This window comes from Pseudomonas sp. RGM 3321, from assembly GCF_022836805.1.
GTDB lineage: Bacteria > Pseudomonadota > Gammaproteobacteria > Pseudomonadales > Pseudomonadaceae > Aquipseudomonas.
This window is the reverse complement of record NZ_JALHBH010000113.1, coordinates 169319-189517: the sequence shown is the minus strand read 5'-3', so window position 1 is coordinate 189517 and position 20199 is coordinate 169319. Positions and strand designations below refer to the sequence as shown.

Below are 20199 nucleotides of genomic sequence, written 5' to 3'. Positions count from 1 at the left end.
CCGCGAAGAGGGCGGCACAGCCGATGGATTTCCTGCGTCAGGAATATAGCCTTCGCGAACAAGTTCGCTCCTACTGGAGTTTGCGATGCCTTGTAGGAGCGGACTTGTCCGCGAAGAGGGCGGCACAACCGATGGATTTCCTGCGTCAGGAATATAGCCTTCGCGAACAAGTTCGCTCCTACTGGAGTTTGCGGGGCCTTGTAGGAGCCGACTTGTCCGCGAAGAGGGCGGCACAACCGATGGACTTCCTGCGTAAGGAATACTGCCTCCGCGAACAAGTTCGCTCCTACTGGAGTTTGCGATGCCTTGTAGGAGCGGACTTGTCCGCGAAGAGGGCGGCACAGCCGATGGATTTCCTGCGTCAGGAATACTGCCTTCGCGAACAAGCTCGCTCCTACTGGAGTTTGCGGGGCCTTGTAGGAGCGGACTTGTCCGCGAAGAGGGCGGCACAGCCGATGGATTTTCTGCGTCAGGAATACTGCCTTCGCGAACAAGTTCGCTCCCACATCGTTCTGCATGACACGCCTCGACACTGACCGGGATGAATCGGACCCTGTCGCCAGCTTTCAATTGCCCCAGCTGCCACAGGTCTGCCTCGATGATGGTCACCGGGCAGACGAATCCGCCCAGGCTGGGTCCGTCCGGCCCGAGGATTACCGGCATGTCACCGGTGAAATCCACCGCGCCGATCGCATAGGGGTTGTCGTGGATGTTGGATGGGTGCAGACCGGCCTCGCCACCGTCAGCGCGCACCCATTCGGGTTTCGGGCCGATCAGGCGCACGCCGGTACGACTGGAGTTGAAATGCACTTCCCAGTCGGTTGCAAAAAACCTCTCGATGTACGCTTCAGTGAAGTACTCCGGCGCAGCATGGGGGCCGTAAATGACCCTTATCCGGCGGATGTCTGGCAGCGCTTCAAGTGCCTCATCGGCAATCCGCTGGCCCGCGCTACGATCCAACAACGGCGCAATGTGCAGCACATCACCGGCCCGCAACGCCCGCCCGCCATGCCCGCCGAACTGACCGAGGGTAAAGGTGCTTTTACTGCCCAGATAATCCGGCACGTCCAGCCCGCCACGTACGCACAGGTAGCTGCGTACGCCAGCACCGGCAATGGTGCCCAGCGCAAGGGTCGAGCCTGCGCACACCAGCAGCGCGGTGTTCATTGCGCAGGGTTCGCCATCGAGCGTGATCGGGATATGCGCACCGGTCAATGCGACCACCGCATCGGTATTGAAGCGCAGCAACGGCCCGCTCATGGTGATTTCCAGCGCAGCGCATCCTTCGGGGTTGCCCAGCAGGCTATTGCCCTGGCGCAACGCGCGGCTGTCCATCGGCCCGGATGGCGGTACACCGACCGCCCAGTAGCCCAGTCGTCCCGGATAATCCTGAACGCTGGTCTGCGTGCCGCCGCTCAACACCTCGAACGTGTCAGCGTGATACACCAGACCTTCCAGGCAGCGGGTCCACGGCTGACCACTGGCGAACGGCCTGTCGGCAATGATCTGGCGCAGGTAGTCGCGATTGGTCTCGACCCCGTAAAGGCGAGTTTCGTTTAGCGCATCGATCAGCCCGGTGCTGGCCTGCTCGCGGGTCGGCGCCCAACTGATCAGCTTGGCAATCATCGGGTCAAAGTACGGCGGTATCTCGCAGCCCGCTTCAACCCAGGTGTCGATGCGCAGTGCAAGGCCATCGGCAGGCGGAAAATTCACCGCCGTCAGCAGGCCGGGGCAGGGCTGGAATTCACGGCCCGGATCTTCCGCGTACAGCCGTGCCTGAATGGCATGGCCGGACGGTTTCAGGCCAGCCTGCAATTGCTCCAGCTGCGGCAGGTCTCCGGCAGCCAGTTGCACCATCCAGCTGACCAGATCGACACCCCACACCTGCTCGGTGACACCGTGTTCGACCTGCAGACGTGTGTTCACTTCCAGAAAGTAGAAGCACTGATCCTCACTGTCGAAGACGAATTCGACGGTGCCTGCGCTGCGGTAATTGACCGCTCTGGCGAGTTTGATGGCTGCCGCGCAAAGTTCATCGGCCATGCCGTCGGGCAGGTTGGGGGCCGGGGTTTCTTCCAGCACTTTCTGGTTGCGGCGTTGCACCGAGCAGTCACGCACGCCCAGGGCCAGCACCTCGCCCAGGCCGTCACCAAACACCTGCACTTCCAGATGGCGGGCACGCTGGATGTATTTCTCGATGAACACACCCGCGTCGCTGAAATTGTTCTGGCCAAGGCGCTTCACCGCCTCGAACGAGTCGGCCAGCTCTTCAGCGCTGCGGCACACTCGCATGCCGATGCCGCCACCGCCTGCAGTGCTCTTGAGCATGACCGGATAGCCGATATCACGCGCCGCTGCGATGGCTGATTCCAGGCTGTCGAGTAGTTCGGTGCCTTCCAGCATGGGCACACCCTGTTGCTTGGCCAGCGCTCGGGCGGTGTGTTTGAGGCCGAATACGCGCAGCTGCTCGGGCGTCGGGCCGACGAAGGCGATACCGGCGTCTTCGCAGGCCTGAGCGAATGCAGCGTTTTCGGAGAGGAACCCGTAGCCGGGATGAATGGCTTTGGCGCCGCTGGCGTTGGCGATGGCGAGGATCTTGTCCACCGCCAGATAGGTTCCGGCTGCGCCACCTTCGCCCAGGCTGTGGGCTTCGTCGGCCTGCATCAGGTGCAGACTGGCAGCGTCGGCTTCGGAATACACCGCCACGCCCTTGACCTGTAAGGTGCGCAGGGTCCGCAGGATGCGGCAGGCAATGGCGCCACGGTTGGCGATCAGCAGTTTGTCGAACATGGCATAACCCCGGAAACCCAGTCGCGCTCGGTTTCGTGATGGGAAGCGGGCCGTCCCGCTATTGATCAATCTACGCAACGGTCGTCCGTTGCTGAGGGCTGGTGCCGGGGTCAGTCGCGAATCAGCAACTGCGCAGGCGTCGGGTTGTAGCCGTTGCAGGGGTTGTTGAGCTGCGGACAGTTGGAAATCAGCACGATCACGTCCATTTCAGCGCGCAGTTCAACGTACTTGCCGGGTGCGGAAATACCGTCTTCGAAGGTCAGGCCGCCTTCGGCTGTCACCGGCACGTTCATGAAGAAATTGATGTTCGGACCGATGTCGGCCTTGGTCAGACGCCCGTCGTGCAGGCAGGCGCGCAGGTAGTTGTCGCGGCAGCTGTGCATGTAGCGTTTTTCCAGGGCGTAGCGCACGGTGTTGCTCTCTTGCGCGCATGCGCCACCCAACGTGTCGTGGCGTCCGCAGGTGTCATCGACAATGGTCAGCATCGGTTGGCCAAGATTGGAAAACAGCACGCTGCCGGTGGTCAGGTACACGCTGTTCTGGCGGCGCAAGGTGCGTTGTACGTCGTAGCGTTCACGCGGGTTGCTCAGACTGAAAAACAGCGTATCGACAGCCTGGTTGCCTTGCAGATCGAGGATGCGCACGGTCTGCCCGGCCTTGACTTCGGCCAGGAACGGCTCGCCTGCCGGTATGGTTGCGTCGCAGCAATGATGATTGTGTGCGTTCATGACAAGGTCCCTCAGGCGAACAGGCGGTCAGTGTTGATGAAGCCGCGCTCGTTTTCCGGGCGCGAAGTGCGGCAGTGCTCGGCAACGCTGGCGTCGGCTTTCATCCAGCTGAGCTTCAGCGGTTGCGGGGCATATTCCGGGTTTGGGTCCATCGGATGTTGCAAGGCGGTCAGCACCACCAGCGTGTCCATTGGTGCGTAGAGTTCGATGTAATCCCCGGCTTTTGAGTTGTTCGGGGCGAAATGCAGCGCTCCCGCTTCGTCGACATCGACGCGGCTGAACAGGTTGAGGGTCATCAGCAGGTCTGATAGCCCCAGCCCCCATTTGCCCAGCTCGACCAGCAGGTTATCGACGCCATTGCGAAAGAAGCCGTTGCGCAATTCCTGATAACGGCCCTGGCCGTATTTTTCGGCGACTTCCTGTGCGTTGAGCACGCCGCCAATGCTGTCGCTCCAGCCACAGGTGTCAGTGACGATGGCCGCCAGCACACGGCCCATGTCCGAATACAGGCAATGGCCGTTGCTCAACCTGGCGGTGTGTTGGCATTTGAGGCTGTCGGGCAGGTTCAGCCGCTCGGTTTTTTCGTGAGCGTTGAGCAGCGTCAGGCTGACGTTGGCGTTGCCGTGCAGGTCGGTCAGGCGCAGCAGTTCGCCGCGTTTGAGGATGAACGAACGATGGCCGCCGCCGGGCAGCATCTCTTCGGCGAAAACCGGGTACAGCGTGGTTGAGTCAGTCATTGAACGGGCTCCTCTGAAACGTTGAGCAGCGAATCAATGGCGGCGCGTTCGGCGCGGCGTTCGCTGTTGAGGGGGATGTCGTAAGTGATGCGCGCGCCATAGGCGCCGGGCGCGTGCGGGTCGTGGCGGACCTTGTCGAATACCAGCAGGCGGGTGCCGAGGTTGAAACCTTCGGACAGGTCGTGAGTGACCATGAACACGGTCAGCTTCGTTTCGCGCCACAGGTCCAGCAGCAAGTGGTGCATGTCTTTGCGAATGCCGGGGTCGAGCGCGCCGAAGGGCTCGTCCAGCAGCAGCACGCGGGGTTTCATGATCAGTGCCTGAGCAATGGCCAGACGCTGCTGCATGCCGCCGGACAATTGCGTGGGGTACTTATCCAGCGCATGCCCCAGGCCAACCTTGCCGAGCAGTTGCGCGGCGTGCTCGCGTGCCTCGCTTTTTGCCTGGCCGAACAGTCGGCCTAGCCACGCCGAGCGGGGCAGCTCCAGACCCAGCGCCACGTTGTCCAGCACCGACAGATGCGGGAACACTGAATAGCGCTGAAACACCACGCCACGGCTGGCATCCGGCTCATTGCGCAGCGCCTTGCCGTCCAGCGTGATCAGACCACGGCTCGGGGTTTCCTGACCCAGCAGCAGGCGCAGAAAAGTCGATTTGCCACAGCCCGATGCGCCGACCAGCGTGCAGAACTCGCCTTCTTCCACGTCCAGATTCAGGCCTTCAAGCACCACTTGATCGTCGTATTGCTGCCAGACATTGCGCACACAGATAAAGCTCATGTCCGCGCCCCTTCGTACCAGGGAAAGGCGCGTCGGGTCAGGGCTTTGAGGCCCCAGTCCATCAGCCAGGCAAGCAGGGTGATCCACACTACATATGGCAGAATCACGTCCATCGCCAGGTAGCGGCGGACCAGAAAGATCCGGTAACCCAGGCCGTCAGTCGAGGCGATGGCCTCGGCGGCGATCAGGAACAGCCACGCCGAACCCAGCACCAGCCGCAGGGCAATAAGCAGACGCGGCAGCAACTGCGGCAGGACCACCCGCAGGATCAGTGTCCAGGTCGCGGCACCGAGGGTCTGCGCCTTGATCAGCAGCTCGACCGGAATTTCCCGGGCGCGCTGTTCCAGATCACGGGCGAGAATCGGCGTGATGCCGATCACGATCAGCATCACTTTCGACAACTCGCCCAGGCCGAAGACGATGAACAGAATCGGCAGAATGGCCAGCGGCGGCACCATCGACAGCACCGTCAGCAAGGGCGACAGCGGCGCACCGAACAACGGCAGGATGCCCGCCGCAATGCCCAGGCACAGGCCCAACAGCGCGCTGATCCCCAGGCCGATGGCCAGACGTTGCAGGCTCGATGCCGTGTCCTGCCACAGCAGGTAGTCGCCGCTGCGGGTATCGGCAACAAACGCCATGCGTTTGACCGCATCGGCCATCTGCACCGCGCTGGGCAGCAGTTTGTCGGTGGGGTTTTCCGCAAGCCGGGTGGCCGAGCCCATGAAGTAGGCGAACAGCAACAGGGCGAACGGCAGGATCATCAGAATCAGGCGACCGGCACGATCCGGATGGCGGTTTATCAAACGCATGGCAATGACCTTTTTACTGAGCGTGATTTACAGCTTGCCGTCGACGGCCATCTGCACGTAGCTGGGGTCAAAGTGCAGCTTGACGTTGGCCTTGTCGCCGAGGTTCACGCCATTGGCGAACGACATGCCGACCGCCTTGGCATCGCGTGCGCCTTCACCGAGCAAACCGTGGGCGAACGAGAAGTCAGCCACCTTGCGCTGGGTGTCCGGCAGCTGTTTGCTGGTGGCGAACTCCAGGGCTTCCTTAGGCGTGGCAAACAGCTTGGTGGTGTCCAGTTGTGCCTGGAAACCGGCCAGATCGGTGCCCGATGCCTTGGCCATATGCTCCAGCGCCGCCTTGCTCTGGGCGTTTTTGGCGTTCATCAGCGCGACCACTTCAAACCAGGCACCGGTCAGGGCTTTGCCCAGCGCCGGGTTGTCCTTCAGGGTCTGAGTGTTGACGACCATCATGTCCATGATCTCGCCAGGAATCTGACTGGAGTTGAAGACTTCGGTCACGCCGGGTTTGGCTTTGATGTCCGACAGCATCGGGTTCCAGGTGGTAACTGCCTGCACATCATCGGTATTGAAGGCTGCCGAGATATCGGCATCCGAGGTGTTGACGACCTTGAGGTCTTTTTCGCTGAGCCTGACGCTGTCCAGCGCACGGGCGAGCAGGTAGTGAGACACCGACAGCTCGACCAGATTGACGTCCATGCCTTTCAGGTCCGCGACTTTTTTGCCTTCGCCCTTGAGCACGATGCCGTCATTGCCATTTGAGAAATCGCTGACGATCAGTGCCGTGCTTTCCACACCGCCTGCAGCCGGAATGGTCAGTGCGTCCATGTTGGTCATGGTGCAGCCATCGAACTGGCCGGCGGTGTACTGGTTGATGGATTCGACGTAGTCATTGAGCTGGGTGACATCGATCTTGATGCCGTATTTTTTGGCCCACTTGTCGACGATGCCCTGGCTACCTGCGTATTCCCACGGCATCCAGCCTGCGTAGATGGTCCAGCAGACATTGAAGTGATCTTTTTGGGCGGCATTCGCCGAGAGGCTCAACGCAAGCAGGCCTGCCGTGAGCAGGCCGAAGAGACGAGACTTTTGCATGTTGAGAAATCTCCAGTAGTGGAAAAAAGACGGCCAGGAGCAACGTGACACCACTGGTGTCCCTGTCTCCCGGGCTTTTGTCCCGCCGTGTAACCTCTACTGGAGGTCGCCAACTCTCGGACCAGCCACTTGCCTGTCGGCAAGCCGGAACCCTAGTCGGCTATTGCAAATTGTGGTGCCGCGAACCTGTGTTGACTCCTGCACGTCATTCATCAAGCGAGACTTGTGCCAACTCGCCAGGACCTTTGTTTTTCAAGGCCTGTCCGGATCATCGCAGGTCAGGCCCGAAGGAAACCGCCTTGTACCGGTGCGTAACTGCACTGTGTTGATGCATCGGTACTTTGAAATGTTTTGTAGCATCTTTGCAGGAGGTTTAAACCTGCCCGCATGCCCCGGTTTTAGAGCCCTTGAGTGAAGGATGGCCGTCATCTTTCGTGGGGGCCACACGCTGCGCCAACGCACTAGAGTGCTTTTTCGGTGTCTTAACCTTTGTCCGCCAACCGCTTTGGCGAACGCCGATCAGCGTCGCTGATTCGTGCCCAATCGCGGTCCAGGAGGCCGCCATGTATCGAAGACCCTTGCTTATCACGTTGCTGACCCTTTTCCTTGCCGGTTGCTACGCAGGCCCTGGTTACTACGAATCCGATGTGTACACGCAGCCGACGACCGTCGTCGGTGGCGCTTACGCGTACGACAATGGCTACCGCTCCACCTACTATCAGGAGCAGCGCATTTATGTAGCGCCTCAGCCACGCTATTACACCCAACCGCGCTACTACGCCCCGGCACCGCGTTATTACGCGCCGCCGCCAGTGCCACGCTACTACCAGCCGGGACGTCCACCAGGTTATGGCTGGAGAAACGACGGCTTTCGCGGCAATGGTGGTTTTGGGCGTAATGACGGCTTTCGAGGCAATGGTGGTTTCGGACGCAATGACGGCTTGCGCGGCGACCGAGGCAACCGCGGCTGGGAGGACCATGGCGGTCGAGGCGGACGCGATGGCCGTGATCATGGACGAGACGGGCGCGGTGATGGTCGGGGCGGGCATCGGTAGCTGAAACCTGCGCTCACTGCCATGCCAACGCCGTGAACTGGCTACTGCGAACTGACTATCGTGCCGACGCTCCTCGTCGGCACTTCTTTTTTCTGGACGCTCTGCGTCCGATCTTGCAGGCGCATCGCGCAACCGGCATTGACTTTGCTGCCCGGCTTTCCTAGTGTCCGCGCATTGTTTTTACCGGATGTAACCATGACTAGCGACGACCGCATCAAGCTTGAGCCCAGCTGGAAGGAAGCGCTGCGCGATGAATTCGAGCAGCCCTATATGGCGCAGTTGCGCGAGTTTCTGCGCCAGGAGCATGCCGCGGGTAAGGAAATCTATCCGCCTGGGCCGCTGATTTTCAATGCGCTGAATTCGACCCCGCTCAACAATGTGAAAGTGGTAATCCTTGGTCAGGACCCGTATCACGGCCCGAATCAGGCTCACGGCCTGTGTTTCTCGGTGCAGCCTGGCGTGCCGACACCCCCGTCACTGGTCAACATCTATAAAGAGCTCAAGCGCGACTTGAATATCGACATTCCCAATCACGGTTGCCTGCAATCATGGGCTGATCAGGGCGTGCTGTTGCTTAACACCACTCTTACCGTCGAGCGCGCCAACGCTGCCTCTCATGCAGGAAAAGGCTGGCAGCACTTCACTGACCGGATCATTCAAGTGGTCAGCGAGCATCAGTCGCATCTGGTGTTCCTGCTGTGGGGCGCTCATGCGCAAAGCAAGCAGAAGCTGGTCGATGCGACCAAGCATCTGGTGCTTACCTCCGTCCATCCTTCGCCGTTGTCAGCCTACAAAGGCTTCCTGGGTAACGGGCATTTCGGTCGAGCCAACAAGTACCTTGAGCAAAACGGCATCGAGCCAATCGACTGGCGACTGCCCGCTCTCTGATCAAGTGCTTCTGATTGGGCTCAGTCAGCGAGCCGCTTGTTCCAGCGCCTGTACAGCGGCTCGGCAAGAAACAGCACGAACAGCAGGCGCATGACCTGCATGGCCGTCACCAGGGGGACCGACAGTTGCAGCACTTCTGCGGTCAGGCTCATTTCGGCAATGCCGCCGGGCATCATGCCCAGCGTCAGTGAACGCAGGTCCAGGTGAGTGAGGGCGCTCAGCCCCAGGGCAGCCAGTGCGGCGATCAACATGGTCAGCGCAGTGCCCAACAGCGTACGCGCCAGAAACGATGGCGCACGCCGAAAGAATGCCCGGTTGAAATGACAACCCAGCCCGCTGCCTATCAGTAGCTGACCCAACTGGCTGGCGCCGTTGGGCAAGCCGATTTTCAGATCCCACACCACGCTCACTACGGCACTGAGCAACAGAGGGCCGAACAGCCACGGGTTGGGTTGCTTGAGACGCTGCCACAGCCAGGCCAGTGCTGCGCCGACCGGCAGCAGGAATGCCAGCCAGCGCCAATCGACCGCCGTGGCATGCAGTGAAGGCGTACCGTCACCCAGCAGGTATTTGAAGATCGCTGGCACGCATAACACCACGGCTAGCACCCGAAGACTTTGCGCAGCAGCGACGCTGCTGAGCGTCGCACCGTTACGTGCGCCAAGGTTGACCATCTCCCCGGAGCCGCCCGGCATGCTGGAGAAGAAAGCGGTAGGGCGATCTTCTCCGGTACGCAGCATCAGCCAGACGCCAACCAGACACGACAGGCTGGTGACCAGCGCACCGATGAAAATCAGCCCGAAATGCGCCAGCACCTGCTCAATGACCACTGGCGTGAAATGCAGACCGATGCCGATGCCGATGATCAGCTGACCACATTTGCGACCGCCCGGAATCTGCGTCAGTTGCCAGGGTGTCAGGCAGCGCACCAGGATAATTGCCAGCAATGAGCCAACCATCCACGGCAGCGGCCAGCCAACCTGGCTGGCGAGGTAGCCGCCGAGCAGGCCGACCAGCGGCGTTGCCCACCATTGACGCAGTGACGAATCAGCCATGCGTTGCGGCAGCCTGCTGTTTTGCGCGCTTGCGCCAGATGCGAATCAGCGGGAACAGCAGCATGAACACGGTCACCACCCAGACGCCAAGGGTAATCGGGCTGGCCCAGAGAATCCCCAGTTCGCCGTTGGAGATCGACAGGGCGCGACGCAGGTTCTGCTCCATCAGACCACCAAGGATGAAACCGAGCAGAATCGGCGACAGCGGGAAATCCAGCTTGCGCAGGATGTAACCGAAGATACCGATACCGACCATCAGGAACAGGTCGAACGTGGTGGCGTGCACTGCATACACACCGATGCCGGTAATGATTGCAATCACCGGCACCAGCGCCCAGTTCGGCACGGCGAGGATGCGCGTGAAGATGCGGATCATCGGGATGTTGAGGATCACCAGCATGATGTTGGCGATGAACAACGAAGCGATCAGGCCCCATACGATGTCCGGTTGTTGTTGGAACAGCATCGGACCGGGGGTGATGTTGTACAGCGACAATGCGCCGATCATCACCGCCGTGGTGCCCGAGCCCGGAACACCCAGCGTCAGCATCGGCACCAACGCGCCGCAGGCGGTTGCCCCGATGGCGGTCTCGGGAGCGGCCAGACCGCGCATGTCGCCCTGGCCGAACTTGCCGCCAGGGCCGGCGATGCGTTTCTCCGTCATGTAGGCCACCGCGCTGGCCAGCGTTGCACCGGCACCCGGAAGTACGCCGAGGATGAAGCCCAGCAGCCCGCAGCGAATATTCACCACAAACACAGCGGCGGCTTCCTTGACGTTGAACATCATGCGCCCGGTAGCCTTGACCGCCTCCTGGCCCCGATGGGTCTTCTCCAGCAGCAAGAGGATTTCACTGATTGAAAACAGACCCAGGACCAGTACCACGAACTGAATGCCGTCGGTCAGATGAATGTTATCGCCGGTAAAACGGTACACCCCGCTGTTGGCATCAATGCCGACCGCAGACAGGAAAAGCCCAATCAGCGCGGCAATGAACGTCTTCAATGGCCTGTCACCGGCCATGCCGCCCAAGCAGACAATAGCGAACACCATCAGTACGAAATATTCCGCCGGACCGAAGGCAATCGCCCACTTGGCGAGCAACGGCGCGAACAGCACCATGCCGCAGGTGGCGATGAATGCACCGATGAACGAACTCCACGCTGACAGCGACAGCGCGACGCCGGCCAGCCCTTGGCGTGCCATTGGATAACCGTCCAGCGTGGTCATGACAGTGGACGCTTCGCCCGGAATGTTCAGCAGGATCGAACTGATACGCCCGCCGTATTCACAGCCCAGGTACACGGCCGCCAGCAGAATCAGTGCTGATTCGGGCGGCAGGCCCAGCGCAAAGGCAATGGGGATCAGCAGCGCCACCCCGTTGATAGGCCCAAGCCCTGGCAGCAGGCCGACGACGGTGCCAATCAATGTGCCAGACAGTGCGGTAATCAGGTTGTAAGGAGTGAGGGCGACGCCGAAGCCCTGGCCCAGGTAGCTGAAAGTATCCATGTCAGTTCTCCAGAACGCTGAGCAGGCCTAAAGGCAAGGGAACGTCCATGGCCTTGTCGAACAACAGGTAAAGGCCGACGCTCATCAGAATCACCACCAGCACGCTCGGCAGCCAGCGTCCGCCATACAGGCGTGCCATGGGAATGCCGATCAGGATGCTGCTGAGGATGAAACCCAGCGGTTCGAACAACCCGGCGAATATCAGCAGCAGAACGATGCACGCGCCAATCTTGACCAGGGTTTCGCGGTCCAGCGCTGGTTCTTCCTCGGTGTGGACAATGGGGGTAGGTCGAATCAGCAGGTACAGCAGGGCGGCACCCATCAGCCCGAGCATCAGCAGCGGAAAAGCGCGTGGTCCGACCGGTTCATAGGAGAAAGGCGCTTGATAAGGCCAGGCCATTAGAGCCAGGCCTGCGCATGCCAGTAGCAGTACGGCAGCAAAAATGCGTTGTATGACCATGAGAAGCTCCTGAGTCGCGCCCGCTGTGCGGGCGCAACTTAACGTCAGTCAATTGAGTTCAATTACTGAATCAGGCCGAATTCCTTGGCCATCAGTTTGTAGTCGGCAACCTGCTTCTTGACGTAGGTGTCCAGCTCCGCGCCGGTCATGGCGAAGGGGAACAGCTCGCGCTGATCACGCAGTTTGGCAAAGTCTTCAGAGGCCAGGATTTTGTCGAACGAGGCTTTCCACCAGTTGTAGTCTTCGTCGCTGACCTTCGGGCCGAGGTAGAAGCCACGCACCACTGGCCAGACGATGTCGTAGCCCTGCTCCTTGGCGGTGGGGATGTCTTTCATCTCGGGTTCGTCGATGCGCTTCTCGGCGAACACGGCGAGCAGGCGCATGTCGCCGCTCAGAATGTGCGGCATGGAGTCGGAAATATCCGTACTGCCCACTTGAATGTGGCCGCCAAGCAGGGCGGTGGCGATCTCCCCACCACCTTCCAGCGCGACATAACGCAAGGCGCGTGGGTTGATGCCAGCAGCCTTGGCGATCAACGCAGTCTGCATCCAGTCCTGGCTGCCTACTGTGCCGCCTGAGCCGATGACTACCTTGCTCGGGTCGGCCTTGAGCGCTTTGACCAGATCGTCGAGGTTCTTGTAAGGCGAGTCGCTCTTAACTGCAATGGCGCCATAGCTTGTGCCCACGGCGGCGAGCCAGCGCACTGCGTTTTCATCGAAGCGGCCGAATTTGCCCTGCGCCAGATTGAGCAGCGAACCGCTGGACCACGCGACCAGCGTGCCTGCGTCTGCGGGGCGCTGAGCCACGACTGCGTTGTAGGCCACTGCGCCGACGCCCCCAGGCATGTAGGTCACGCGCATGGGCGAGGTCAGAATCTTCTCGTTGATAAGCGCGCTTTGTACCAGCTTGCACGTCAGGTCGAATCCGCCACCCGGCGAGGCGGGTGCAATGCATTCCGGACGTTTTGGTTCGGCAGCAAACAATTGGCTGGCAACCAGTATGCAGGCGGCGGTGGCGGCTATCTGACGCAGAGGGAATTTCATGTTCAGTCTCCAGAGATATTTTTGTTTTTGGAAGAGAGAAGCTGTTCAGCAGATGCTTTTGTCTCGCGCACCACGAAGCCTGTTCGCTGACACGCAGGTGCCATCGGTACAGCGGTGGACGCTGATGTTTTGCAGGAGGGTGGAGCTGGGTCGCGACGGGTGCGGGGAAAACCGCGACGGGCTGTGCTCAATGGACTGGCAAGCCTGGGCTGGCGTAGACATGACGTGACTCCGTTTAGCGATTTATTGTTTTTATTGTCCAGACGCATCCGGGCGCCTGTTTTTACGTACCCTTTTGCCGGGTCGTGTGGCGATGCTAGATGACGAACCTTTCGCAAACCTTTCAGCTACCTTTCATGTCGCAATTGAAGGGCCGCGAATCGTTTCTGTCCTTCACAGGCGGCGGCCTGCCTGTAAACTCCACCGCCACAAGCCTCGATGCTCGGATCGATAACAACAGTGACAATCAGGAGACGGCGATGCGTGTTCTTCTTGTGGAAGATCATCTGCAATTGGCTGAAAGTGTCGCGCAGGCGCTCAAAAGCGCGGGTTTGACCGTTGATGTACTGCATGATGGCGTTGCCGCCGACCTGGCGTTGAGCAGTGAGGAATACGCCGTCGCCATTCTCGATGTCGGCTTGCCGCGCATGGATGGCTTTGAAGTGCTGGCGCGTCTGCGGGCGCGCAGCAAAAACCTTCCGGTATTGATGCTGACCGCGCGCAGCGACGTCAAGGATCGCGTTCATGGCCTGAACCTGGGGGCCGACGATTACCTGGCCAAGCCTTTCGAGCTGTCCGAGCTGGAGGCCAGGGTCAAGGCATTGCTGCGGCGTAGCGTGCTGGGTGGCGAGCGGCAACAGCGCTGCGGCGTACTGGCCTATGATCTGGACACACGGCGTTTCACGCTCGGCGATGAACTGCTGGCCCTGACCTCTCGCGAACAGGCGGTGCTGGAAGCGCTCATCGCCCGGCCAGGCCGGGTGATGAGCAAGGAGCAACTGGCCGCGCAGGTTTTCGGCCTCGACGAGGAGGCCAGCCCTGACGCCATCGAAATCTACGTCCATCGCCTGCGCAAGAAGCTCGACGGGCATTCTGTGGCCATCGTGACCTTTCGGGGTCTGGGGTATCTGCTTGAAAGCCGCGATGATTAACGACAGCCTGCGCTGGCGGCTGTTGTGGAACCTGGCGTTGCTGCTGGTGGTGTTGATGCTGGCCAGCGGCATGAGCGCTTACTGGAATGGCCGCGAAGTGGCCGATACCGCCTACGACCGCACGTTGCTGGCTTCAGCGCGGACCATCGCTGCTGGTCTGACCCAGCGTGATGGCACGCTGAGCGCCGACATTCCCTACGTGGCGCTGGATACCTTTGCCTACGACAGCGAAGGACGAATCTATTACCAGGTCAATGACATCCATCAGAAGCTGATTTCCGGTTATGAAAATCTGCCTTCGCCGCCACCGGGCACCTTGCGTACCGATGATTACCCTGCGCTGGCGAAGTTTTATAACGGGATTTATCAAGGGCAGGATGTACGTGTGGTCAGCCTGCTCAAGCCAGTGACTGATCCGGGCATGAACGGCACGGCTGAAATTCGTGTTGCCGAAACCCAGGAGGCGCGCAAGGGTATGGCGCGCAGCCTGATGGCCGACACATTGCTGCGCCTGGGCATGCTCGGAGGGGGCGCGCTGCTGCTGGTCTGGTTCACGGTCAGCGCGGCATTGCGACCGCTGGAACGCTTGCGCACCGCAGTCGAAGAGCGTCAGCCGGATGATCTGCGCTCGCTGCCAATGGTTGAGGTGCAGCATGAACTACGTCCGCTGGTGGGGGCGCTGAACCACTTTACCGAGCGGCTGCGCCTGCAGTTCGAGCGCCAGGCGCAGTTCATCGCCGATGCTGCCCATGAACTGCGCACGCCGCTGGCCGCGCTCAAGGCGCGGGTTGAGCTGGGCCTGCGTGAGCGCGACCCGCAACACTGGCGCAGTACGCTGGAATCAGCCGCACTTGGCACGGATCGGCTCACGCATCTGGCCAATCAGTTGCTGTCACTGGCGCGGATTGAAAACGGCGCGCGGGCCATTGCCGAAGGCGGCGCGCAACAACTGGACCTCAGCCAGCTGGCAAGAGAGCTGGGCATGGCCATGGCGCCGTTGGCTCATTCACGCGGCGTCGCGCTGGCGCTGGAGGCTGACGAGCCGGTCTGGCTGCGTGGCGAGCCGACGTTGCTGAACGAACTGTTGAGCAACCTGATCGACAATGCGCTGGCTCACACTTCACCGGGCGGTAACGTGGTGTTGCGGGTGTATGCGCCGGGTGTTCTGGAGGTCGAGGATGATGGCCCTGGCATTCCGGCAGATGAGCGGGAGCGGGTCTTCGAGCGTTTCTACCGTCGCAGTCAGCAGGGCAGCGGTGCCGGGCTAGGTCTGGCTATTGTGGGAGAGATATGCCGTGCGCATCTGGCCAGAATCACCTTGCACGATGGTGCCGAGCGGGGTTTGAAGGTTCGGGTCAGTTTCAGTGCGCCCTGATCCTAGTAGAGCATGCTCTTCGCTTCGTCCATCTGGGCGCTCAGCATGCCTTCAGCTCTGGAAAGCCTCAGTTGGCTGAACGCAGGCAGGTCGGCCATCTCGATGAGGCTGAAGGGGTGGTCGGTGTTCCTGTGGATATGCACTGTGGCGATCTGCACCAGATCTGTGTAGTCCGGGCTTTTCGATACGCGCGCGAAGTTCTGGAACTGAATCGGCACGCAGGCCAGCGGCTCGGGAAAGTCCCATGAGCGCAGCAGGCGTTCGCCAATGACCGGGTGAATGCTGTCGATCACGTGGTTGAGGCTGATCGGATCAGCCAGCAGCTCGTAATGGTCTTCGGCATACGTCAGGATCGGCAGAATCCCGATCAAGTGGATCAGCCCGGCGAGCGTGGCCTGGTCGGGTTTGAGATTCGTGTAGTTCTGGCACAAGGTGTAGCTGATGCCGGCAACCTGCAGGCTCTGCTTCCAGATATCGCGCATCTTCTGCTCGATGACGGGAGACTTGGCGTGGAACATCTGCTCGACCACCAGGCCGATGGCCAGGTTGCAGGTGTAATTAACGCCCAGGCGCCGAACCGCAGTGGTGACGTCGCTGACTTCAAAATTCGGGCGCAGCAGGGGGCTGTTCGCGACCTTTATCAGGCGTGCGGAAAGGGCTGTATCGCTACCGATGACCTTGCTCAGGGCCGAAATACTGATTTCGGTGTCTTCGGCGGCAAGGCGAATTCTCAGTGCTACTTCCGGCAGGGTAGGCAGAAACAAGGCATCTCTGTCGATGGCCTTGATCAAGTTTCTCTGCACCTCATCAGCCATCTTGCTCATGTTGCATCTCGCAGCCGTTGGGGGTGTCCAGAGTTTTCCGCGCGCTCCGCAGAGCGCCAGCATGTGCACTGGAACGCTCTAAAGACACTAGGAACCTGAATGTGTTCGTCTGGCTTAGCGCTGAGTTTCGAGTTTGCTGTCCAGTATGTAGGGCAGATCACTCATTTGCAGCGCTGCGCCTTCTGGCGAGCCAAGATTTATATGGCCATTTTCTGCCGCATCGCCCTGCACTACGGCGAGCAGTTCAACATTCTGGCCGGAATGTGCGGCGATGACCACGTTGCCCACGGCGCTGGCGTGTACCGGCGAAAACAGTGCCGTACCCGGCTCCGGGATTTCTTCGCTGCTCAGCGTCAGGCGGTAGAGCCTGCGTTTGAGCTTGCCCAGGTATTGCATGCGCGCGACGATTTCCTGGCCGGTGTAGCAGCCCTTCTTGAAGCTGACGCCGCCGACGGCCTGCAGGTTGATCATCTGCGGGATGAATTCCTCGCGGGTGCTGCCAAATACCTGGCCGATGCCGACCCGTATCTGACCCAGCAACCAGTCATTGAGCGGGCCTTCGCTCAACTGCGAAGCCAGCTGTGATTTGATGCTGTCTGCCTGCCCGGCGCGTACCCAGAGTTCGGCCCGGCCCGGGGAGACACGGATTGCGATGAGTTCATTGGCTCGCACCACAGCATCGGTTTCCTGCGCCAGATTCAGGCCCAGGCCGACCAGCGCGCTGTCGCCATCCTGCAGGCCGAAGCGCACCCATTCTGCGCTTTCGTCAGTCAGTTTCGATTTGGAGAACACTGCGTATTTACGCAGGTCCAGCAATTGCGGCTCGATCAGCTCGCTGGCCATCGCCAGCAGGCAACCGTCGCCTTCGAAAACGATGCGAAAACTCGACTGCATCCGGCCCTTCTGCGTGCAGCGGGCACCGAGGCTGGATTTGTCTTCATTAAGGTAATTTAGGTTGCACGTCAGCTGACCCTGAAGAAACTTGCTGGCATCCACGCCGCGAACGGCGAGAACGCCCTCATGGGATAGCGTGCAGAAAAAAGCTTTTTGGGTCATGGTCATCGCAGATTGGGAAAAAAGTCCGGGGGCACATCATAGTGCCGAGTCGAGGTTATGCATACGGGGTACGTGAAAACTGCTGCGACCATTGCAAGATTCGCGTGCCCGGCTCACGGCTGTATACTTGCCGCCTACTTTGAGGAGCGCTCCATGGTCGAAGACGTCGAACTCAACCGCCTTTACTGGCACAGCCGCCGTGGCATGCTTGAACTGGACGTGCTGCTGGTACCGTTTGTCCGTGAGGTCTATCCGCATTTGAATGACGTGGATCGTGATCTGTATCGCCGTCTGCTCACTTGTGAAGATCAGGACATGTTCGGTTGGTTCATGCAGCGCGCCGAATCCGAAGATGCTGAATTGCAGCGTATGGTTCGCATGATTCTGGATCGTGTCCAGCCCAAGTGATCGATTTGAATGTCACTGGCAGGCCTCGCGCCTGCTACTGACGGCGTATCTCGCCGTTCAGCTGCTGGCGCTGGTCGCGCTGTCCTGGCTGAACATCGCTTCGTTGGCGCTGGCACTGGGCGTGCTGTTTTGCCTGATGCATGCTGCGTGGACGTTGCCGCGCTCGATCCTGCTCAGTCATCCGGCAGCCTTCACCGCGCTGAAGCGCGATCATCAAGGCTGGCAATTGTGGAACGAATGCGACGGCTGGCAGCCCGTGCAGTTATGCCCGGACAGCCTTGCGTTACCGTTGGTCGTGATTCTGCGTTTTCGGCCGATTATCGCAGGCCGGCCGGGCCGCTCGATAAAAAGCTGCTGCATCGCGCTTGATGCGCTGACACCGGACACTCACCGGCGTCTGCGTGTACGCCTGAAGTTCAGCCGACGTAAGTGGGCGGCACCAGAATAGTGTCCAGCGCCTCCGGCAACATGTCCGGGTAGTCCAGTGTGTAATGCAGGCCACGGCTTTCCTTGCGCTGCATGGCCGAGCAGATCATCAGTTCTGCCACCTGCGCCAGATTGCGCAGCTCGATCAGGTCACGGCTGACCTTGTAGTTGCTGTAGAACTCGTCGATCTCATCCAGTAACAAACGCACACGGTGCTGAGCGCGTTGCAGGCGCTTGTTGGTACGCACAATGCCGACGTAGTCCCACATGAATCGTCTCAGTTCATCCCAGTTGTGCGCGATGATCACGTCTTCGTCCGAATCAGTCACCTGGCTGGCGTCCCAGGCCGGAAGGTCGGTGGGCATCTGTACGTCGGCCAGTTGCTGCTCGATGTCTGTCGCTGCCGAGCGGGCATACACGAAGCACTCCAGCAGTGAGTTGCTGGCCATGCGGTTGGCGCCGTGCAGGCCTGTGAAGCTGGTCTCGCCGATGGCGTACAGGCCCGGCACATCGGTGTGGCCCTTGCTGTCCACCATGACACCGCCACAGGTGTAATGCGCTGCCGGGACCACCGGAATCGGCTGGCGAGTGATGTCGATGGAGAATTCCAGGCAGCGCTCGTAGACGGTTGGAAAGTGCGTTTTGATAAAGGCTTCCGGTTTGTGGCTGATGTCCAGATAGACACAGTCGATACCCAGTCGCTTCATTTCGTGGTCTATCGCTCGGGCAACAATATCGCGGGGGGCCAGTTCTGCCCGTTCGTCGAACCGTTGCATGAAGCGCTCGCCGTTGGGCAGCTTGAGGTAGGCGCCTTCACCGCGAAGTGCTTCGGTGATCAGAAAACTCTTGGCTTGCGGGTGATACAGGCAAGTGGGGTGAAACTGGTTGAATTCCAGGTTCGCCACTCGGCAACCGGAACGCCAGGCCATGGCGATGCCGTCGCCGCACGCACCGTCGGGGTTGCTGGTGTACAGGTAGACCTTGGCAGCGCCACCTGACGCGAGGATGGTAAAGCGCGCGCCGTAGGTGTCCACTTCACCGCTGGTGCGATTGAGTACATAAGCGCCCAGGCAGCGCTGGCCTTCCAGCCCGAGACGGCGTTCGGTGATCAGGTCGATGGCGGCGCGCTGCTCGAGCAGTTCTATATTCGGCCGTTTACGGGCCTGTTCAAGCAGAGTGCGAAAGATGGCTGCGCCTGTGGCATCGGCGGCGTGGATGATCCGCCGGTGGCTGTGGCCGCCTTCGCGTGTCAGGTGGAATTCAAAGCCGCTTTCATCGCTATCTGCGTCATCGCCCCGAGTGAAAGGCACGCCCTGTTCAATCAGCCACTGAATGGCCTCGCGGCTGTGCTCGACGGTGAAACGCACCGCTTCTTCGTTGCAAAGGCCGCCGCCGGCATTCAGCGTGTCTTCAACATGAGACTGCACGGTATCGGTGTCATCCAGTACCGCTGCCACACCGCCCTGGGCCCAGAATGTCGAGCCATTGGCCAGATCGCCTTTGCTCAGCACTGCGATGCTCAGGTGGCCGGGGAGGGTCAATGCCAGGCTCAGCCCGGCAGCGCCACTGCCAATTACCAGTACGTCATGCTGAAAATGTTGACTCATCTGCGAATTCTGCCCTTGGCGACCACTAGTATAAGTATTGGGGTAACGGCACAATAGCCACGCCTACATGGCAATGTGAGACCACGGCGGGTATGGATTGTGCTCCAGTCCCGGATGTCATGCATATTGTTTTCCCTGTTATCTGTTACTGGAAATGCTCCAGTGCACTGATTTCAAAGAACTTTGTGCAGTGTGCGGCTCACACCTGTGATTGTGTCAATGGAACTTTTTGCCAGGATCCATGCTCAATAGCAGGTTGCCTACACAGGAACAGCGTCGTTTTCGCAGGGTTAGATAAGTGATCATCAACTGCGAGACCGGCGACAAGACTATTCACGCAGCCGACCGTGTCGCGCTGCGTTTTTCGTGCAGGCTTTACGATTGCCTGCAGGAAACTTGCTTGAAG

General features: G+C 60.2%; 19 protein-coding genes and 1 riboswitch. Of the genes, 6 read left to right on the top strand and 13 right to left on the bottom strand.

Going from position 1 to position 20199, the window contains the following annotated elements:
* The 6 genes from RGM3321_RS17315 to RGM3321_RS17290 all read right to left on the bottom strand — a co-directional run.
* A partial coding sequence (locus RGM3321_RS17315) for a 5-oxoprolinase/urea amidolyase family protein (RefSeq protein WP_244394079.1) occupies nt 1–2790 on the bottom strand: 2790 nt, incomplete at its 3' end.
* Between the two features lie 110 nt (nt 2791–2900).
* On the bottom strand, nt 2901–3518 hold the full coding sequence (locus tag RGM3321_RS17310; RefSeq protein WP_244394078.1) for an urea amidolyase associated protein UAAP2: 618 nt from the start codon (nt 3516–3518) through the stop codon (nt 2901–2903).
* A gap of 11 nt (nt 3519–3529) precedes the next feature.
* A complete protein-coding gene (locus tag RGM3321_RS17305; protein WP_057401535.1) occupies nt 3530–4255 on the bottom strand; it encodes an urea amidolyase associated protein UAAP1 in 726 nt (241 codons plus the stop codon).
* Nucleotides 4252–5034, bottom strand: coding sequence for an ABC transporter ATP-binding protein (locus RGM3321_RS17300; RefSeq protein WP_244394077.1), 783 nt, complete (start codon nt 5032–5034; stop codon nt 4252–4254). Before RGM3321_RS17300 ends, RGM3321_RS17305 begins: the two co-directional genes overlap by 4 nt.
* A complete protein-coding gene (locus tag RGM3321_RS17295) occupies nt 5031–5846 on the bottom strand; it encodes an ABC transporter permease (protein ID WP_244394076.1) in 816 nt (271 codons plus the stop codon). Before RGM3321_RS17295 ends, RGM3321_RS17300 begins: the two co-directional genes overlap by 4 nt.
* Nucleotides 5847–5873: 27 nt before the next feature.
* Nucleotides 5874–6938 carry a putative urea ABC transporter substrate-binding protein gene (locus tag RGM3321_RS17290; protein WP_244394075.1) on the bottom strand — a complete coding sequence of 355 codons (1065 nt, stop codon included), beginning with the start codon at nt 6936–6938 and terminating at the stop codon, nt 5874–5876.
* 64 nt (nt 6939–7002) lie between these two features.
* Nucleotides 7003–7105, bottom strand: a riboswitch (guanidine-I (ykkC/yxkD leader).
* Between the two features lie 396 nt (nt 7106–7501).
* Between RGM3321_RS17290 and RGM3321_RS17285 the strand changes: the two genes are divergently transcribed.
* Nucleotides 7502–7993: a hypothetical protein gene (locus RGM3321_RS17285; protein WP_244394074.1), complete on the top strand. Its 492-nt coding sequence runs from the start codon at nt 7502–7504 to the stop codon at nt 7991–7993.
* A gap of 195 nt (nt 7994–8188) precedes the next feature.
* Nucleotides 8189–8881, top strand: a complete 693-nt coding sequence (ung, locus tag RGM3321_RS17280; RefSeq protein ID WP_244394073.1) for a uracil-DNA glycosylase — start codon at nt 8189–8191, stop codon at nt 8879–8881.
* A gap of 20 nt (nt 8882–8901) precedes the next feature.
* On the opposite strand, the gene RGM3321_RS17275 is transcribed toward ung, so the two are convergent.
* The 4 genes from RGM3321_RS17275 to RGM3321_RS17260 all read right to left on the bottom strand — a co-directional run bounded on the left by RGM3321_RS17275 (nt 8902) and on the right by RGM3321_RS17260 (nt 12946).
* Nucleotides 8902–9936, bottom strand: a complete 1035-nt coding sequence (locus tag RGM3321_RS17275) for an AbrB family transcriptional regulator (RefSeq protein WP_058400811.1) — start codon at nt 9934–9936, stop codon at nt 8902–8904.
* Nucleotides 9929–11443, bottom strand: coding sequence for a tripartite tricarboxylate transporter permease (locus tag RGM3321_RS17270; protein WP_002554921.1), 1515 nt, complete (start codon nt 11441–11443; stop codon nt 9929–9931). Before RGM3321_RS17270 ends, RGM3321_RS17275 begins: the two co-directional genes overlap by 8 nt.
* A gap of 1 nt (nt 11444) precedes the next feature.
* Nucleotides 11445–11903, bottom strand: a complete 459-nt coding sequence (locus RGM3321_RS17265) for a tripartite tricarboxylate transporter TctB family protein (RefSeq protein ID WP_244394072.1) — start codon at nt 11901–11903, stop codon at nt 11445–11447.
* A gap of 62 nt (nt 11904–11965) precedes the next feature.
* Nucleotides 11966–12946, bottom strand: coding sequence for a tripartite tricarboxylate transporter substrate binding protein (locus RGM3321_RS17260; protein WP_244394071.1), 981 nt, complete (start codon nt 12944–12946; stop codon nt 11966–11968).
* A gap of 479 nt (nt 12947–13425) precedes the next feature.
* Between RGM3321_RS17260 and RGM3321_RS17255 the strand changes: the two genes are divergently transcribed.
* Both RGM3321_RS17255 and RGM3321_RS17250 read left to right on the top strand, forming a co-directional pair.
* Nucleotides 13426–14097, top strand: a complete 672-nt coding sequence (locus RGM3321_RS17255) for a response regulator (RefSeq protein ID WP_244394070.1) — start codon at nt 13426–13428, stop codon at nt 14095–14097.
* Complete coding sequence (locus RGM3321_RS17250) at nt 14090–15472, top strand: sensor histidine kinase (protein ID WP_004664052.1); 1383 nt, start codon at nt 14090–14092, stop codon at nt 15470–15472. The genes RGM3321_RS17255 and RGM3321_RS17250 overlap by 8 nt, the downstream gene beginning before the upstream one ends.
* Before the next feature lie 2 nt (nt 15473–15474).
* Here RGM3321_RS17250 and RGM3321_RS17245 read toward each other — a convergent pair whose 3' ends face one another.
* Nucleotides 15475–16296 (bottom strand): HDOD domain-containing protein, encoded by an 822-nt coding sequence (locus tag RGM3321_RS17245; protein WP_244394069.1) that lies wholly within the window; start codon nt 16294–16296, stop codon nt 15475–15477.
* A 114-nt stretch (nt 16297–16410) separates the two neighbouring features.
* Nucleotides 16411–17352, bottom strand: coding sequence for a folate-binding protein YgfZ (locus tag RGM3321_RS17240; RefSeq protein WP_244394068.1), 942 nt, complete (start codon nt 17350–17352; stop codon nt 16411–16413).
* Between the two features lie 153 nt (nt 17353–17505).
* On the opposite strand from RGM3321_RS17240, the gene RGM3321_RS17235 reads away from it, so the two are divergent.
* Together RGM3321_RS17235 and RGM3321_RS17230 are read left to right on the top strand one after the other, a co-directional pair.
* Complete coding sequence (locus RGM3321_RS17235) at nt 17506–17760, top strand: succinate dehydrogenase assembly factor 2 (RefSeq protein ID WP_003378499.1); 255 nt, start codon at nt 17506–17508, stop codon at nt 17758–17760.
* Nucleotides 17744–18208: a protein YgfX gene (locus tag RGM3321_RS17230; RefSeq protein ID WP_244394067.1), complete on the top strand. Its 465-nt coding sequence runs from the start codon at nt 17744–17746 to the stop codon at nt 18206–18208. The genes RGM3321_RS17235 and RGM3321_RS17230 overlap by 17 nt, the downstream gene beginning before the upstream one ends.
* On the opposite strand, the gene nadB is transcribed toward RGM3321_RS17230, so the two are convergent.
* On the bottom strand, nt 18177–19793 hold the full coding sequence (nadB, locus tag RGM3321_RS17225; RefSeq protein WP_244394066.1) for an L-aspartate oxidase: 1617 nt from the start codon (nt 19791–19793) through the stop codon (nt 18177–18179). The genes RGM3321_RS17230 and nadB overlap by 32 nt on opposite strands.
* Between the last annotated feature and the right edge of the window lie 406 nt (nt 19794–20199).

What these genes read in the sequence shown, in the direction of transcription:
- RGM3321_RS17310 (WP_244394078.1), bottom strand. Translation starts at nt 3,518, where the DNA reads ATGAACGCACACAATCATCATTGCTGCGACGCAACCATACCGGCAGGC.
- RGM3321_RS17305 (WP_057401535.1), bottom strand. Translation starts at nt 4,255, where the DNA reads ATGACTGACTCAACCACGCTGTACCCGGTTTTCGCCGAAGAGATGCTG.
- RGM3321_RS17300 (WP_244394077.1), bottom strand. Translation starts at nt 5,034, where the DNA reads ATGAGCTTTATCTGTGTGCGCAATGTCTGGCAGCAATACGACGATCAA.
- RGM3321_RS17295 (WP_244394076.1), bottom strand. Translation starts at nt 5,846, where the DNA reads ATGCGTTTGATAAACCGCCATCCGGATCGTGCCGGTCGCCTGATTCTG.
- RGM3321_RS17290 (WP_244394075.1), bottom strand. Translation starts at nt 6,938, where the DNA reads ATGCAAAAGTCTCGTCTCTTCGGCCTGCTCACGGCAGGCCTGCTTGCG.
- RGM3321_RS17285 (WP_244394074.1), top strand. Translation starts at nt 7,502, where the DNA reads ATGTATCGAAGACCCTTGCTTATCACGTTGCTGACCCTTTTCCTTGCC.
- ung (WP_244394073.1), top strand. Translation starts at nt 8,189, where the DNA reads ATGACTAGCGACGACCGCATCAAGCTTGAGCCCAGCTGGAAGGAAGCG.
- RGM3321_RS17275 (WP_058400811.1), bottom strand. Translation starts at nt 9,936, where the DNA reads ATGGCTGATTCGTCACTGCGTCAATGGTGGGCAACGCCGCTGGTCGGC.
- RGM3321_RS17270 (WP_002554921.1), bottom strand. Translation starts at nt 11,443, where the DNA reads ATGGATACTTTCAGCTACCTGGGCCAGGGCTTCGGCGTCGCCCTCACT.
- RGM3321_RS17265 (WP_244394072.1), bottom strand. Translation starts at nt 11,903, where the DNA reads ATGGTCATACAACGCATTTTTGCTGCCGTACTGCTACTGGCATGCGCA.
- RGM3321_RS17260 (WP_244394071.1), bottom strand. Translation starts at nt 12,946, where the DNA reads ATGAAATTCCCTCTGCGTCAGATAGCCGCCACCGCCGCCTGCATACTG.
- RGM3321_RS17255 (WP_244394070.1), top strand. Translation starts at nt 13,426, where the DNA reads ATGCGTGTTCTTCTTGTGGAAGATCATCTGCAATTGGCTGAAAGTGTC.
- RGM3321_RS17250 (WP_004664052.1), top strand. Translation starts at nt 14,090, where the DNA reads ATGATTAACGACAGCCTGCGCTGGCGGCTGTTGTGGAACCTGGCGTTG.
- RGM3321_RS17245 (WP_244394069.1), bottom strand. Translation starts at nt 16,296, where the DNA reads ATGAGCAAGATGGCTGATGAGGTGCAGAGAAACTTGATCAAGGCCATC.
- RGM3321_RS17240 (WP_244394068.1), bottom strand. Translation starts at nt 17,352, where the DNA reads ATGACCCAAAAAGCTTTTTTCTGCACGCTATCCCATGAGGGCGTTCTC.
- RGM3321_RS17235 (WP_003378499.1), top strand. Translation starts at nt 17,506, where the DNA reads ATGGTCGAAGACGTCGAACTCAACCGCCTTTACTGGCACAGCCGCCGT.
- nadB (WP_244394066.1), bottom strand. Translation starts at nt 19,793, where the DNA reads ATGAGTCAACATTTTCAGCATGACGTACTGGTAATTGGCAGTGGCGCT.